Below are 14682 nucleotides of genomic sequence, written 5' to 3'. Positions count from 1 at the left end.
ATGAGAGCGCAGCATCATTCAGGTAAATTTTGTGTCTCAACTCACTAAATGGACCCGTCCGGGGGTTGTCTCTCTGATTGAATCTAGGCATCAGCACAGCGCGCTCCCGCCTCGGCAGAGGCACCCTACAGGGGTCGGCGGGGCGGGCGTACTCATCGAACAGAAAGTTCACAGATGACGAAGAGCAACAAGGCACTGCACGGCGCCATCGCGCTGGCAGGTATTTCCGCACTGGCATTGACGGCCTGCACGGGCCCCTCAGGCGGCGGCGGAACCTCAACCGGTGACGCCGGCGGCGGTGCCATCACCTACGGAACCACTGACAAAGTTGTCACGCTGGATCCCGCCGGCTCGTACGACGGCGGCTCGTTTATGGTGATGAACCAGATCTACCCCTTCCTGCTCAACTACAAGCCCGGCACCGCCGATGCCAGCCCCGACATCGCCGAGTCGGCCTCCTTCACCAGCCCCACCGAGTACACAGTGAAACTAAAGCCGGGCCTGAAGTTCGCCAACGGCAACACCCTTGACTCCTCCGACGTCGTCTTCTCGTTCAACCGCGTGAAGGCCATCAACGATCCCAACGGCCCCGCTTCGCTCCTCTCGAACATGGAGAAGATCGAGGCGACGGACGCCAACACCGTTGTGTTCACCCTGGCCGCCGCAAACGACCAGGTGTTCCCGGGCGTCCTGGCCTCCAACCCGGGACCGATTGTGGACGAGGAAGTCTTCCCGGCGGACAAGATCATGGACGACGACGCCATCGTCGCCGCGAAGCCTTTTGCAGGCCAGTACACGATTGACAGCTACAAAAAGAACGAGCTGGTCAACTTCAAGCCCAACCCGGACTACCAGGGGCTCCTGGGCGCGGCCTCCAACGACGGCGCCACGCTTAAGCACTATGCGGACCCGAATAACCTGAAACTCGATGTCCAGCAGGGCAACATAGACGTCGCCGGCCGTATCCTCACCGCCACGGACGTCTCGGACCTGGAAAAGGATTCCAAGGTCAAGGTCCACAAGGGCCCCGGCGGTGAGCTCCGCTACATCGTGTTCAACTTCGACACCATGCCGTTCGGTGCGAAGACACCGGAGGCTGATGCCGCCAAGTCCCTGGCCGTCCGGCAGGCCGTGGCGCACCTCGTTGACCGCGACGTCATTGCCTCACAAGTCTTCAAGAACACCTACACTCCCGTTTACTCGTACGTCCCCAAGGAATTCGAGGGGGCTACGGAGCCGCTGAAGAGCCTTTACGGCGACGGCAGCGGCAAGCCCAGCCTGGACAAGGCCAAAAAGGTCCTGGCCGACGCCGGCATCACCTCGGTGGTTGACCTCAAGCTGCAGTACACCGACCGGTACGGCACGTCCGCCGCTGACGAGTACGCCCTCGTAAAGGAACAGCTTGAGAACTCGGGCCTCTTCAGCGTGGACCTCAAGTCCACGGAGTGGACCACTTACACCAAGGAACGGCGGGCAGACGCCTACCCGGCCTACCAGCTCGGCTGGTTCCCGGACTACTCGGACGCTGACAACTACCTGACCCCGTTCTTCATCCCCGGCAACTTCCTCGGGAACCACTACGAGAGCACGGCCGTCACGGACATCGTCAAGAAGCAGCTGGTGACCACGGACAAGGCGGAGCGGAGTGAACTGCTGGGCCAGGCGCAGGAAGCGATCGCCAAGGACCTCTCCACGTTGCCGCTGCTGCAGGGTGCCCAGGTGATGGTGGCCGGCACGGATGTCCAGGGAGTCGAAAAGACCCTGGACCCGTCATTCAAGACCCGTCTTGGCGTGATGTCCAAGTAGGTCCAACCGCCACCCGGTTATGACCGCGCATGGGGCGGGACGCCTGCCGGGCGTCCCGCCCCAACCTGCTGGTCACGGTGCCGTCCTCCAGTTGAAGCCACGGCGCCGGCAACGACAACCTTAGGTACCCATGACAACACTCATAGACGCGCCCCCAAGCGACGCGGATGGCCTTCTCCCGGCCAGCAAAAAATCCGCCGGCGGTGGGCTGGGACAGTACATCCTGATCCGTTTCCTGCTGATCTTCCCCACGATCTTCATCCTCGTGACCATGGTTTTCTTCCTGATGAGGATCACCGGTGACCCCATTACGGCAGCCATGGGAGGACGGCTGCCCGCGGACCAGCTTCAGGAGCGCATCCAGGCAGCCGGCTACGACCGGCCCCTCCTGGTCCAGTACTTCGAATACCTCGGCCAGCTGGCCACCGGCAACTTCGGCCGCACCCTCACGGACAACCGGGCCGTCGTCGAAATGCTCACCACCTATGGGTCAGCGACCCTCGAGCTGACCATCAACGCACTGCTTGTCGCCCTCCTGGTGGGCATTCCCCTCGGTATGCTGGCCGCGCACCGCCGGGACAAGGCGCCCGACGCCGTCCTGCGGGTCTTCGCGATCCTTTGCTACGCCACCCCCGTGTTCTTCGCGGGCATGCTGCTCAAGCTCACCTTCTCGGTCTGGCTGGGCTGGCTCCCGGTGGCCGGCAGGGCCAGGACGTCCAGCGAACTCGCCCTAACGTCCCTCGAGGCCCCCACCGGCATCTACTGGCTGGACGCGCTTCGCAGCGGAAACATGGCGGCGCTCAGCGACGTCCTGGCCCATGCAGTGCTGCCCGCGGCGGCGCTGGGGCTCCTGACGGCCGGAATCTTCCTCCGCCTTGTCCGGACCAACGTCATCGGAACCCTGGGCAGGGATTACGTGGAAGCCGGCCGGTCCAGGGGAGTCAGCGAATACCGCCTGGTCACCAAGCACGCCTACAAGCCCGCCCTGATCCCCATCATCACCGTGATGGGGCTGCAGATCGCCGTGATGCTCGGCGGCGCCGTGCTGACGGAGAAGACGTTTGAGTGGAAGGGCCTGGGATTCCAGCTGGCCAACTACCTCACTGCCCGTGACTTCGTCGCCGTCCAAGGCATCGTGGTGCTGCTCGCCATCATCGTCGCCATGACCAACTTCATCGTGGACATCATCGCCGCGCTGATCGATCCCCGCGTGAGGTACTGACCATGAGCATCCCAGCCGTTGCCGTCCCCATGGAAAGTCCCCGGGCGCCCTGGTACCGGCGCCTGCCCGTCATCTCGCACTACAACAAGAGTGTTGGGCTCCAGCGCGGCATGCTGGTGGCGGGGCTGATCCTCACGGGCGCTTTTGTCCTGACGGCGCTGTTCGCCCCGCTGCTCGCCCCTTATGGTTTCTCCCAGCTTTCCGACGCCGACGGCAACTTCCCCACCCAGCAGGCGCCAGGCGGGAAGCACCTCCTCGGCACAACGGTAGGCGGTTACGACGTCCTGTCGCGGGTGATCTGGGGAGCGCAGACGGCGATCCTGGTGATCGTCGTCGCCGTGGCCATGTCCATCGTTGTGGGCGTCGTCCTTGGATTGGTCAGCGGCTACCTGGGCGGGTGGCTGGACAGGATCCTGGTGGTGATCGCCGACGCTGTCTACGCCTTTCCGTCGCTGCTGGTGGCCATTGTGATGGCCATCGTCATCAGCGGCGGCCAGTCCAGCCTCATCGGCGGTATCTTCGCCGCCGGCACAGCCATCACGTTGGTATTCATCCCGCAGTATTTCCGCGTCATCAGGGCCGAGACGGTGAGGTTGAAGGCCGAGCCGTTCGTAGAGTCCGCCAAAGTGGTGGGCGCCTCCAACATCCGCATGATGAGCCGCCACATTTACCGCAATGCCACCCGCACCCTGCCGCTCATCTTCACCCTCAACGCCTCCGAGGCCATCCTCACCCTTGCCGGACTGGGGTTCCTCGGTTTCGGCATTGAACCCAGCTCCGCTGCGGAATGGGGCTTCGACCTCAACAAGGCGCTCGCCGACACTACCTCCGGGATTTGGTGGACCGGCATGTTCCCGGGCCTGGCCATCGTGCTGACCGTGGTGGGCCTGACCCTGGTGGGCGAGAGCATCAACGACCTCAACGATCCGCGCCTGCGCGGACGCAAGAGCACAGGCGGCAGCTCCCCGGCACCGGCGGACACCGCCGCCATCGCAGCAGAAGTGAGGACTTAATGACGATCAACATCGATCCGTTGTCCGGCCGGCATTCAGACGAAGCCCATTCCGACGCCGTGCGCCCGGTGCTCGACATCGACCACCTCCAGGTTACTTTCGCCACCGACGGTGGTCCGGTCCATGCGGTCAAGGACGTGAGCCTGGAGGTCAGGAAGGGGGAAGTGCTGGCGATTGTCGGGGAGTCGGGTTCCGGAAAGACGGTCACCGCGAAGACAATTCTGGGTCTGCTGCCGGAAACGGCCAGCAGTTCGGGTGCTGTGGTGATCAACGGGGCTGACGTCATCAGTGTCAGTGCTGCCCGCCTGCGCCAGATTCGCGGCCGCGACGTGGCCATGGTTTTCCAGGAACCGTCCACGGCGCTGAACCCGGTCTTCACCGTGGGATGGCAGATCGCCGAAGGCATCAGGGCACACGCAGGCGGCGGCCGGAAGCGGGTTTCGGCGAAGGAAGCCCGGACCCGGGCCATCGAAGCCTTGCGCAAAGTGGGCATCCCCGATCCGGAACAGCGCGTCAACTACTACCCGCACCAGTTCTCGGGCGGACAAAAGCAGCGGGTGGTCATCGCCGCGGCGCTGGCACTGAATCCCGGCCTGATCGTCGCCGACGAACCCACCACCGCACTGGACGTCACAGTCCAGGCCGAGATCCTGGAACTGCTCCGGGACCTGCGGGACAAGTACGGCACGTCCATAGTGCTCATCACGCACAACATGGGGGTGGTGGCAGACCTCGCCGACCGCGTGGTGGTGATGTACCAGGGGGACGTCGTTGAGGAAGCGCCGGCCCGCACACTGTTCGCAGAACCGCGGCAGGACTACACCCGGAAGCTGCTGGCTGCGGTGCCGCATCTGGGACACAACTCCGCCTCTAAAGGACTGACCAGCCGGGCACACCAGGATGAGGAAGTCCTGGTGGAAGCCAGTAACCTGACCGTCGAGTACCCCGGCAGGCTGGGAACGCCTTCGTTCAAGGCTGTGGACGGCGTCAGCTTCACCCTGTCCAGGGGAGAAGTTTTCGGACTGGTAGGGGAGTCCGGTTCCGGAAAGACCACCATCGGGCGCGCCATCGCCGGTCTCAACAGGACCACCGGCGGCAGCCTCCGCGTGCTGGGCTACGAGATGCTGAACCTCCGGGAACGCACCTTCAAGCCGCTCCGGAAGGACATCGGCTTCGTGTTCCAGGACCCGGCTGCCTCCTTCAACCCGCAACTGACCATCGGGGACTGCATCGCCGAACCCATGGTCATCCACACCAAGCCAAGCCCGGCGCAGGCGCGGGTACGGGTAGGTGAGCTGCTTGAATCAGTCCAGCTGCCGGCGTCGTACGCGGGACGGTACCCGCACGAGCTGTCCGGCGGCCAGCGCCAGCGCGCGTCCCTGGCGCGGGCCCTGAGCCTGAATCCGCGGTTGCTGATAGCTGATGAGCCGACGTCGGCCCTGGACGTTTCGGTGCAGGCGAAGGTCCTGGAGTTGTTCAAGGACATCCAGCAGGAGTTCGGCTTTGCCTGCCTCTTCATCAGTCACGACCTGGCCGTGGTGGACACCCTGTCCTCCTGGGTGGGTGTGCTGTACAAGGGCAGGCTCGTTGAGCAGGGGATTGGCAGCCAGGTGATGGGAAACCCGCAGCATGACTACACGCGGCGGCTCATCGCGTCCTTGCCCGTACCGGACCCGCAGGAACAGGCCAGGCGGCGGGAAGAACACCGGGCGCTGCTCGGCATCTGATGGGTTGAAATCCCGGCCCAGGTAAAGCGCCGGTGCCCGACACCGGCACCGGCGCTTAACACCCGGTCGAAACAGGAGCCCTCCCATAGACTTGAACCATGACGCAGCACAACCTTCACACTCCTGACTCCGATGACTTCGACCCCTCCGCCAGTTCGTTGGCTGGCCACGTGGACAACTCGGTGATGGCTGAACTGCTGTCCATCCGCTCCAGCATCGACAACATCGACGCCACCCTGGTCTACCTACTGGCCGAACGATTTAAGGCCACCCAGAAAGTGGGTTTCCTCAAGGCCGCCCACCGGCTGCCGGCCGGCGACCCCGGGCGTGAAGCGGCCCAGATCGCACGGCTCCGCAGGCTGGCCGAAGACGCCCACCTGGATCCCGCGTTCGCGGAGAAGTTCCTGAATTTCATCATCGGTGAGGTTATCCGGCATCACGAGGCGATCGCCGAAGACCATGAGGCCGCCTCCGGACAGCACCCGCAGGCATCAGCACTCGCGTGAGCACCGGCGAACGGCAGCAGGCCGGTTCCGGAGCCGCCCGCGGGAACGAGGCACCGCCGCGTGAGGTAACCGCCACAGCGCTGGGCCCATGGCCGGGCGAAGATCCGGTGGAAGCGGCAAAAATCATCCGGGGTGAGCTCGGAAGCCCCCACCTGCCCTTCCTTGCCGAACTGCCGGACCGGGGCGTCGGTTCAGACGCTCTGGGGCGTACGGCCAGCCTCCTGGAGGAGCTGGCGGTGGACGTCCAGCCCTACGGCTGGCGCCTGGTGGACCGCCCCGGCAAAGACTTCCGCCGCGCCGCGTCAGCCCTTGCCACTGACATCAACATTCTGGCCGACGTGGCCGGGGCCGAGGAAAGGCCCGCCGCCGAGGTTAAGGTCCAGCTGGTGGGTCCGCTGAGCCTGGCGGCCGGCCTCCACCTGCACAACGGCGAGCGTGCCCTTCTCGACTACGGCGCACGGCGGGATGTGGCTGCCTCACTTGCTGCCGGCGTCGGGCCTTATCTTTCGCGGGTGTCCGCAGCTGTGCCCGGTGCCCGGCTGGTGGTACAGGTGGACGAGCCTGATATCGCCGCCGTCCTGGCCGGCACCATTCCCACCTCCAGCGGCTACCGCACCCTGCGTGCCGTCGCGGCGTCAGAGGCACGGGAGTCCTGGCGGCTGGTGTTGGACGCTTTGCGCGCCGCGGGCGCTGCCGAGGCGGTTATTTCTGTTCCTGAAATTGAGGCGCCCTTTGAGCAGATCCTCGCGGCCGGAGCCGACGGTATTGCTGTTCCACTGAAGGCCCTGACCGCCCGGCAGTGGGAACAGCTGGCAGGGGCCGTGGAATCGGAAAAGCGCCTGTGGCTCGGCGCATTGGACGTAGCGGGGAGCTCCCTGCCCAGGGTGGCTGACTGCGTTGAGTCGCTGTGGCGCCCCTGGCGGCAGCTGGGCCTGCCGGCAACGGCCCTCAGTACTGTACGCGTCACGCCCTCCGCAGGACTCGCCGGCCGGAGTCCGGCCGAGGCCACGGCAGTTCTTGGCCGCATCACCCAGCTCGCCGATGGGCTGAACCAGCTGGCCCAGGGTTAGCGGCCACGGCCACCGCAAGCCGTGGCCCGGCGGCTCAGACCCGGTTTTCCCAGCGGTCCGGCTGCGCGTACCGCGGCAGGAAGCTCTGCGCGGAACTTCCGCCCGTGTACGGGCGCAGCCTGTAGTCGAAGCTGCCGGCGTAGACCAGCACCAGGCCGATCTGCGGCTGGATCACCTTAACCTGGATGTGGTGCCTGCCATTGCTGCCGTGGGCCGGGTCCCACCACTGTTCCGCGTAAGCTTTGGCGTCCAGGGCGGCGGGAAGGGGAATGCGGAGGGGGCCAAGGAACAGCCGGGAAGCTTCCGACACGCCGCGGAGCCGCCCCTCCGGCGTCACACCCAGGTTCAGGTCCGTTACCAGCCGCCGGTACCTGCCCACATAGTCAACAAGCTGGGGTGTGCCGCTCCCGCGGGTCACGCTTGTGGTGTCCTGGAAGATCCTCGTCCGGCCGGGAAAGCGGATTTCGCGCCGGGCCGTCAGGCTGGAGCGGCCAAAGGGATCCTGGTGGGCATGGTTCTCAATCCGGAACCGAATGTTCTCTCCGTACTCGGGGAAAAAGGCTTCCTCCCCGCCCGTCAGCCGCAGGAGGGGACACAGCCAGTCCTGCCGACAGCCGACGACGTCAAACGTTCCCTCGCCTACGCCGTACCGGCCGCTGCCGGGAACCAGGGAAAAGTACTCCTGCAGCTCGGGCTGCAGCCGGTGGAAGTCCGATCCCAGGGCCTGCTGGTAGATCGGTAAGTTCATGGAGACCTCCTGGGGGCACGAACAGCATTGGGGACTTCACAATCTACCTGCAGCCTTGAGCCTGATGTACATGTCAGCCAGTTGGGGCGGCAGTTCCTGCGGCTCGGCGTCAACCACCTCCACGCCGTGGTGGCGGAGCTCGGCAGTTACTGCTGCGCGCTGCAGAAGGGCGCGTTCGGCGGCGGCGGCGCGGAACACACCCGCGACACTGTCACGCTCCCGCAGCATCAGCCCCAGCTGGGGGTCGCGGACTGCTGCGACCACCACAACATGCTGACGGGCCAGTTGCACCGCAGTGGGGATCAGGCCTTCCTCGGGCGCACCACCCTCCAAAGAGGTCAACAGCACCACCAGCGACCGGTGGGCGGAAACGGCGCGGACCTGCCCCGGGATCGCCGGCCAGTCGAGTTCTATGAGTTCCGCCTCCAGGGGTGCCATTGCCTGGACCAGCTGGCCGAGGAGATTACCCTGGCCGGCCGTTCCTGCCCTGGCCCGGATCCGGCGGTCAAAGGCCAGGAAGTCCACGCGGTCGCCGCCCCTTTCCGCGAGGACTCCCAGCAGGAGTGCTGCTTCCATCCCGGTATCAAGGCGCGGCTCGTCATCGATCCTTGCTGCCGACGTCCTGGACGTATCCAGAACCATCACCACGCGCCGGTCGCGTTCCGGCCGCCAGGTGCGCACCACCACCGCAGAGCGGCGTGCCGTCGCCCGCCAGTCGATGGACCGGACGTCGTCGCCCCGGACGTAATCACGCAGGGAATCGAATTCCGTACCGGCGCCCCTGATCTGGACGGCGGCCTTGCCGTCGAGCTCGCGCAGCTTTCGCAGTTTGGACGGCAGGTGCCGCCGGGAATTGAAAGGAGGCAGGACGCGCAGTAACCCGGGGCAGTCGACGGTCCGCTGCCGGGCGCCCAGCAGCAACGGGCCGAAGGAGCGGACGGTGACGTGCGGGGCCTTGAGGTCGCCGCGGCGGACGGGCTGCAGCCGCACGACGATCCGCCGGCCCTCTCCCGCCGGAACGTTGATGTCCTGAAGGGGATTTCGGGCGCCGGCGGAGGGCTGCCAGGCATCCCGCAGGCTTCCTCGCAACCTGCGCCGCCCGTTATTCCGGACGGTGACAACAGAGTCCGCGGTCCCGTGCAGCGCCACGTTGCCGGGTTCCCGGCGGACAACGTGGACCTGGCGGAGCGAGCCGGCCAGGAGCAGGTCCACGGCGGCCAGGGCCAGCAGGCAGCCGGCCACGAGGAGGACAGTTCCCCACCCGGGCAGCAGCAGGACCGGCACAACGCCCAGCAGTACCAAAAGCACAAACCGCCCGGAAATGGCCATTAACGCGGCACGGGTACGGACGCGAGGATGCTGGCCAGGACGTCGTCCACCCGGACCCCGTCCATCTGCGCTTCAGGCTGCAGGGCCACCCGGTGCCGAAGGCAGGGCAAGGCCAGCGCCTTGACGTCATCGGGCGTGACAAAACCCCGTCCCGACAACCACGCCCAGGACCGGGACGTGTTCAGCAGCGCCGTTGCGCCGCGGGGTGAGACGCCCAAATGGAACGAGGGCGTTGAACGGGTGGCACGCACCAGGTCCACGATGTAGCCAATGATCCCGGGCTCGACCGCAATGGTGGCCACCGCCTGCCGGGCCCGCTCCAGGTCGGCCGCACCTGCCACTGCCCGGACGCCAGCGGCCGCAAGGTCACGGGGGTCGAAGCCGGCCGCGTGCCGCCGGATGACTTCCATCTCATCCCGGCGCTCCGGCAGGGGCATGGTGAGCTTGAGCAGGAACCGGTCCAGCTGGGCCTCAGGGAGGGGATAGGTGCCCTCGTACTCCACCGGGTTCTGGGTGGCAGCCACGAGGAATGGTGAGGGCAGCGGGCGGGAAACCCCGTCCACCGAGACCTGCCGCTCCTCCATGGCCTCGAGCAGCGACGCCTGGGTCTTGGGCGGGGTCCGGTTGATTTCGTCGGCCAGCAGGATGTTTGTGAACACCGGCCCCTCCCGGAACGAGAACTCGGAACTGTGGGAGTCGTACACCAGCGACCCGGTGACGTCTCCGGGCATCAGGTCCGGGGTGAACTGCACACGTTTGGTGTCGAGGCTCAGGGCTGCGGACAGCGCGCGCACCAGCAGGGTCTTGGCTACACCCGGCACCCCTTCCAGCAGTACATGCCCCTGGGAAAGCAGGGCAATCAGCAGGCCGGTGACGGTGGCATCCTGCCCCACCACGGCCTTTGCCACCTCCTGGCGCACGTCCAGCAGCGACTGCCGGGCCGAATCATGGGTGTTGTCAAGGACGCGCGGGCCGCCGCCTTGTTCGCTCATCGGCTATTGACCTCTTTCTCTAGGGTGTCCAATTCCTGCGACCAAACCACAAGCCGTGCCTCGTTGCGCGGACGCTCGTTGAGGAGTTGTTTGATGTCATGGGGCGGCCGTTCCAGGAACCGTGCCGTGGCTTCCGCCGTGCCGTCCGCGGTGGCGCTTGGCCCCAGCCGCAGCTTCCGGGCCAGCCGCACCAGCGTCCCGGCCCGAAGGTTGTCCCGCGCCTGGTCGAGGGCGTGCGAGTCGTGGTAGAGCCGGGCCCTTCCCTCTGCCGTCTCCACGGCCTTGACCACCACCGGCAGCGGCTCGAACACCAGCGGCCCATGGCGCCGGCCCCGCCACGCGATGGCCGCCAGTGCCACCAGGGCAAGCCAGAGGCCAAGGAAACGTGCCCAGTCCGGGGCGAGCTCATCGAGCGTCTTCGGGGAACCGGACGTATCAAGGTCTGCCACGGACGGCAGGTACCAAACCAAATCCGGCGCGCTGCCCAGGGTCCGGATGGCGAGGGCTGCGTTGCCCAGTTCGTTGAGCCGTTCGTTGCTGAGGATGGCTGTGCTGCCTAGGACCGAAACGTGTCCGTCGCCGCTTACGGCAAGCAGCCCGGCGGCGGACGCAGTGGGCCGGTAACAGGACGTCCCGCCGTCGTACACGAAGCCTGACTCGCCTGACACCGCGCCGGCAGCTTCCGCGTCCGGCAGGGAACAGCCGGGCTCCAGTATGGACGCAGCCTCGGGCACAACACCGGCCTGGCTGATCCCGCTGTCAAGCGCGGCAAGTGTCTGCAGCCGGGGCGAAACAACCACTACACGCTCCGCTGCGCCGGACAACTGCCGCAGCCGGGAATCATCCAGGAACCCGTCAGGGTCGTACAGCAGGAGGGTGGGGGAGTTGCTGCCCGCCAGGGCGGTCATTGCCTCTTCGAACGTGTCTGAGTCCCGGACGCTCACTCCGTGGCGGCCCAGGATTTCGCTGAGAGCCCGTGCCCCATTGGGTCCTGCATTATGGACGGACAAGGAAACACCGTCACCCTTGGGGGCCAGCTGTCCCCAGATGACAAGTCCCAGCGCAGCGGCCACAACGGCTGCCAAGGCCGCTGCGGCCCGGTGCCGGCGGAGCCATCGGAGCGGATTCCGGCGGGCAGGCCCGGTTTCGGGACTGTGGCTTTCCGTGGCTTCGACATCGGGGGCCAGGCCGGTCATGGCACCGCCGCCGGATTCTGCTGGCTGAAGTCATCCTGCCGACCGATCCTTCTGGCGGGCCTTGCCGCCTCGAGATCCTGATCGAGGGCTGCTATGGCCTGGTAGTCGGGGCTGCCGGCAGTCCAATTGCCGTAGTGGACGGCGTCGAAGGTCCTGGCGGCCTGGTCCAGGCGCGCCGCTTCTGGCGGGAACGGGATGGACAGGGCGAGCACCACTTCATCAGCGGTCCGGCCCGGCTGCGGATCCAGTACAGTACGGTCTTCCGCAGAGCGGACCAGCGCGCGGAAACGGTCGACGACGGCGTCCCCCCACTTGCCGGCGGCGGCCGAAGCTTCCGCCCGCTGCCGGTAGTCCGCAGCTGTCAGTTCGCTGTCCGGCTCGAAGACTTCCTTGCCCTGCCGGGCCTTAGGGTTCAAGCGGGGCCGGGCCAGGATCACCGCGATGGCGATGATCACGGCGATGACGATTCCGATCACCGGGCCCGGTACCGGACCCGGTCCGCCGGACGGCCCGTCCAGGGACAGCAGCCAGTCCAGGAAACTGCGCCACAGCGAGTCAAGCCAGCTTGGTTCAGCGCCCCGGTATTCCGATTTAGCCAGTTCCTCTGTTGCCCAGCGCCGGGCTTCCGCAGCATCGGGGAGCACCGGAGGTTCAGCGGCCATTCGGCCAGACTCCTCCGGGGCCTGTCCCGGGAAATGTGCCAGGCCCGGCTGCAGGAATTCCACGCCCCGGAATGCCGCCAGGATCTGCACCCGTTTCCAGCAGCCGGAGCAGGGCGATGTCCAATCCGTCCTTCCGCATCCGAAGATCCATGTAGATCAACGCCATCACGGACGTTTGGAACGCGTAGCCTATTGCGCCGACCACTGCGCCCAGGACAGCAGTGGCCACCCCGACCGCTACGGCAATGGCGATCTCCTGTTCCCCGCCGCCATGGGGTGAGATGACTCCGCCCAGGAAGGTGGGCAACAGGCTCACCGGAATCATCACCACCTGCCCGATGACGCCCACCATGATGCTCACCACCAGGGTAATTCCGAAAATCCGCCACCAGTTGGCCCGGGTCAAGGACCAGGAACGGCGCAGGGCCTCAACGGCGCCCAGTTCTTCGATGACGACGGCGGCAGGGGCCACCAACAGCTTGGTGTAGATCCACACGAACAAGGCGATGAAAGCCGGCACCAAGGGAATGAGCAGGAGGGCGCCGGTGCCTTCCATACTGGCGACCAGCGCCACGGCGATCCCGGCCAGCACCAGGAATGCGAGCATACCCGCCGCCATCATCAGCGCTGCCAGGCGGACCAGCGTCCAGGCACGCGAACGGGCCAGGCGCCACATCTGCCTGAACCCTGTGGGGCGGTTGAGGATGGACCGTGCCACAGGCACCACCATTGCGCCTTGGAGCACAGCCGAGATAAAGATCGTCAGGACAACCACCACCAGGATGGCGGCCAGAAATCCCAGTCCCAGTGAGGCAAGGTCCGCAGGACTGGCGTTCGCCGCCCACGCTTCAAAGGAGACCAACGAGGTGGCTGTCACTGCAGTGATCACGGCGGCCAGAATTGCGGCGAGCGACTGCGCCAGGACGGCCGCGCCCAGCATGGCCTTTGCGTTCCGCCGGATTGTCTGGAAGGAACCGTCCAGGATTTCACCGAACATCAGGGGGCGCAGCGGGACGATGCCCGGTTTGGGCGGGGCGACGTAGCGGGGCTGGGCGTAGGGGTACTGGCTGGCAGGCTGTTGGCCGTACGGGGGCTGACCGTAGGGGGAGGCCTGGTAAGGGGCCTGCGGTGCGCCCTGCTGCTGCCCTGGCGGGGATCCCCAGGCGGGTGGTATTCCCCACTCGGGTTGCTGTCCTGGTGCGGCCGGGGGACCCCAACCTGGCTGCCTGCCCCACGCCGGCGGCGCGCCCCACTCGGGCTGGGCATTATGAGGGGGTGCGGGCTGGGCATTCGGGCCGAAGCCCGGCCCGACGTCGTCCTGGCTGCGGCCGTTGCCGCTCGGGCCGCCGTCGACACCCGGGTCCTTGCTGTGGGCGCCCTCGCCCTCAGCCGGCCGGTCTCCGCCCTGGGGCTGCTGTGCGCCAGGATCTTGTTGTGACACCCGTGTTCCTTCCCCCTGTACCAATGCCTCCGCTGCCGGTGCCCGGGCCTCAGCTCACTGGGCACCGGGAACGCCCTGGCATGGTCCCAGCCTATAGTTCGGCAGGCAGGCCACCTAGCGTTCCGTCATGCCGCAACGCCCTGAACAGGACAAAGCCTGCCTGATAAGGGAATATATAACTATGAAGGCACGCATTCTGGTGGTAGACGATGACGAAGCGCTGGCCGAAATGATCGGGATTGTTCTTCGCAATGACGGTTTCGAGCCGGTCTTCTGCGCGGACGGCGCCAAGGCGCTCGACGTTTTCCGCTCATCCCGGCCGGACCTTGTGCTGTTGGACCTTATGCTTCCCGGTGTGGACGGCATTGAGGTCTGCAGGCAGATCCGCTCGGAGTCGGATGTGCCCATTGTGATGCTCACTGCCAAGGCGGACACGTCCGACGTCGTCCGCGGCCTGGAATCGGGTGCCGACGACTACGTGCCCAAGCCGTTCAAACCGGCCGAACTCGTGGCCCGCGTTCGCGCGCGGCTTCGGCCTGGCGACCAAAAAGCCCCGGAAACCCTGCGGATCGCCGACATCACCATTGATGTCGCCGGGCACACCGTGAGCCGGGGCAGCGAGCGGATCTCCCTGACGCCCTTGGAATTCGACCTCCTGGTGGCCCTTGCCCGCAAACCATGGCAGGTGTTCACCCGCGAACTGTTGCTCGAGCAGGTCTGGGGCTACCGCCATGCCGCCGATACCCGGCTGGTCAATGTCCATGTCCAGCGCCTCCGGTCCAAAATCGAGCAGGACCCGGAAGCTCCGGAAGTTGTATTAACGGTGCGTGGTGTCGGCTACAAAGCAGGGGTCTGACCCCGCGGTTCCCCAGGGGGGAGCTGCCAACGTGCCCGTGGCGGGAAATTCTCCGGAACCCGACGGCGGGCCTGACAAGCCTGAGCCCCGCAATTCGCCGGAGCACGCCGACGC

The 14682-nt window shown here is 66.2% G+C and carries 13 protein-coding genes; 7 read left to right on the top strand and 6 right to left on the bottom strand.

Going from position 1 to position 14682, the window contains the following annotated elements:
- Positions 1 to 174 precede the first annotated feature (174 nt).
- The 6 genes from M1E07_RS13570 (at position 175) to M1E07_RS13545 (ending at position 7344) form a co-directional block, all read left to right on the top strand.
- Entirely contained in the window at positions 175 to 1806 is a 1632-nt protein-coding gene (locus tag M1E07_RS13570) for an ABC transporter substrate-binding protein (RefSeq protein WP_461187193.1), read from the top strand.
- 130 nt (positions 1807 to 1936) lie between these two features.
- On the top strand, positions 1937 to 3028 hold the full coding sequence (locus tag M1E07_RS13565) for an ABC transporter permease (RefSeq protein ID WP_461187192.1): 1092 nt from the start codon (positions 1937 to 1939) through the stop codon (positions 3026 to 3028).
- 2 nt (positions 3029 to 3030) lie between these two features.
- Entirely contained in the window at positions 3031 to 4041 is a 1011-nt protein-coding gene (locus M1E07_RS13560) for an ABC transporter permease (protein ID WP_461187191.1), read from the top strand.
- On the top strand, positions 4041 to 5768 hold the full coding sequence (locus tag M1E07_RS13555; RefSeq protein WP_461187190.1) for an ABC transporter ATP-binding protein: 1728 nt from the start codon (positions 4041 to 4043) through the stop codon (positions 5766 to 5768). The genes M1E07_RS13560 and M1E07_RS13555 overlap by 1 nt, the downstream gene beginning before the upstream one ends.
- A 98-nt stretch (positions 5769 to 5866) precedes the next feature.
- Positions 5867 to 6274: a chorismate mutase gene (locus M1E07_RS13550; protein ID WP_461187189.1), complete on the top strand. Its 408-nt coding sequence runs from the start codon at positions 5867 to 5869 to the stop codon at positions 6272 to 6274.
- Positions 6271 to 7344: a uroporphyrinogen decarboxylase/cobalamine-independent methonine synthase family protein gene (locus M1E07_RS13545; RefSeq protein WP_461187188.1), complete on the top strand. Its 1074-nt coding sequence runs from the start codon at positions 6271 to 6273 to the stop codon at positions 7342 to 7344. Before M1E07_RS13550 ends, M1E07_RS13545 begins: the two co-directional genes overlap by 4 nt.
- Positions 7345 to 7378: 34 nt before the next feature.
- Here the strand turns inward: M1E07_RS13545 and M1E07_RS13540 are convergent, their stop codons facing one another.
- From M1E07_RS13540 to M1E07_RS13515, 6 genes are read right to left on the bottom strand one after another with little or no spacing between them, the layout of a single operon-like run.
- Positions 7379 to 8092 carry a DUF4166 domain-containing protein gene (locus M1E07_RS13540; protein WP_461187187.1) on the bottom strand — a complete coding sequence of 238 codons (714 nt, stop codon included), beginning with the start codon at positions 8090 to 8092 and terminating at the stop codon, positions 7379 to 7381.
- A gap of 36 nt (positions 8093 to 8128) precedes the next feature.
- A complete protein-coding gene (locus M1E07_RS13535) occupies positions 8129 to 9421 on the bottom strand; it encodes a DUF58 domain-containing protein (RefSeq protein WP_461187186.1) in 1293 nt (430 codons plus the stop codon).
- A complete protein-coding gene (locus M1E07_RS13530; protein WP_461187185.1) occupies positions 9421 to 10413 on the bottom strand; it encodes an AAA family ATPase in 993 nt (330 codons plus the stop codon). The genes M1E07_RS13535 and M1E07_RS13530 overlap by 1 nt, the downstream gene beginning before the upstream one ends.
- On the bottom strand, positions 10410 to 11609 hold the full coding sequence (locus tag M1E07_RS13525; RefSeq protein WP_461187184.1) for a DUF4350 domain-containing protein: 1200 nt from the start codon (positions 11607 to 11609) through the stop codon (positions 10410 to 10412). Before M1E07_RS13525 ends, M1E07_RS13530 begins: the two co-directional genes overlap by 4 nt.
- Positions 11606 to 12271 carry a DUF4129 domain-containing protein gene (locus tag M1E07_RS13520; protein WP_461187183.1) on the bottom strand — a complete coding sequence of 222 codons (666 nt, stop codon included), beginning with the start codon at positions 12269 to 12271 and terminating at the stop codon, positions 11606 to 11608. The genes M1E07_RS13525 and M1E07_RS13520 overlap by 4 nt, the downstream gene beginning before the upstream one ends.
- Positions 12261 to 13712, bottom strand: coding sequence for a DUF7847 domain-containing protein (locus M1E07_RS13515; RefSeq protein ID WP_461187182.1), 1452 nt, complete (start codon positions 13710 to 13712; stop codon positions 12261 to 12263). The genes M1E07_RS13520 and M1E07_RS13515 overlap by 11 nt, the downstream gene beginning before the upstream one ends.
- A 181-nt stretch (positions 13713 to 13893) precedes the next feature.
- On the opposite strand from M1E07_RS13515, the gene mtrA reads away from it, so the two are divergent.
- Entirely contained in the window at positions 13894 to 14568 is a 675-nt protein-coding gene (gene mtrA / locus M1E07_RS13510) for an MtrAB system response regulator MtrA (protein WP_461187181.1), read from the top strand.
- Positions 14569 to 14682 lie beyond the last annotated feature (114 nt).

It is taken from the genome of Arthrobacter sp. Z4-13 (assembly GCF_054792705.1).
This window is presented reverse-complemented; position numbering and strand designations above follow the sequence as displayed.

What these genes read in the sequence shown, in the direction of transcription:
- mtrA (WP_461187181.1), top strand. Translation starts at nt 13,894, where the DNA reads ATGAAGGCACGCATTCTGGTGGTAGACGATGACGAAGCGCTGGCCGAA.
- M1E07_RS13570 (WP_461187193.1), top strand. Translation starts at nt 175, where the DNA reads ATGACGAAGAGCAACAAGGCACTGCACGGCGCCATCGCGCTGGCAGGT.
- M1E07_RS13525 (WP_461187184.1), bottom strand. Translation starts at nt 11,609, where the DNA reads ATGACCGGCCTGGCCCCCGATGTCGAAGCCACGGAAAGCCACAGTCCC.
- M1E07_RS13520 (WP_461187183.1), bottom strand. Translation starts at nt 12,271, where the DNA reads ATGGCCGCTGAACCTCCGGTGCTCCCCGATGCTGCGGAAGCCCGGCGC.
- M1E07_RS13555 (WP_461187190.1), top strand. Translation starts at nt 4,041, where the DNA reads ATGACGATCAACATCGATCCGTTGTCCGGCCGGCATTCAGACGAAGCC.
- M1E07_RS13540 (WP_461187187.1), bottom strand. Translation starts at nt 8,092, where the DNA reads ATGAACTTACCGATCTACCAGCAGGCCCTGGGATCGGACTTCCACCGG.
- M1E07_RS13535 (WP_461187186.1), bottom strand. Translation starts at nt 9,421, where the DNA reads ATGGCCATTTCCGGGCGGTTTGTGCTTTTGGTACTGCTGGGCGTTGTG.
- M1E07_RS13560 (WP_461187191.1), top strand. Translation starts at nt 3,031, where the DNA reads ATGAGCATCCCAGCCGTTGCCGTCCCCATGGAAAGTCCCCGGGCGCCC.
- M1E07_RS13550 (WP_461187189.1), top strand. Translation starts at nt 5,867, where the DNA reads ATGACGCAGCACAACCTTCACACTCCTGACTCCGATGACTTCGACCCC.
- M1E07_RS13530 (WP_461187185.1), bottom strand. Translation starts at nt 10,413, where the DNA reads ATGAGCGAACAAGGCGGCGGCCCGCGCGTCCTTGACAACACCCATGAT.
- M1E07_RS13565 (WP_461187192.1), top strand. Translation starts at nt 1,937, where the DNA reads ATGACAACACTCATAGACGCGCCCCCAAGCGACGCGGATGGCCTTCTC.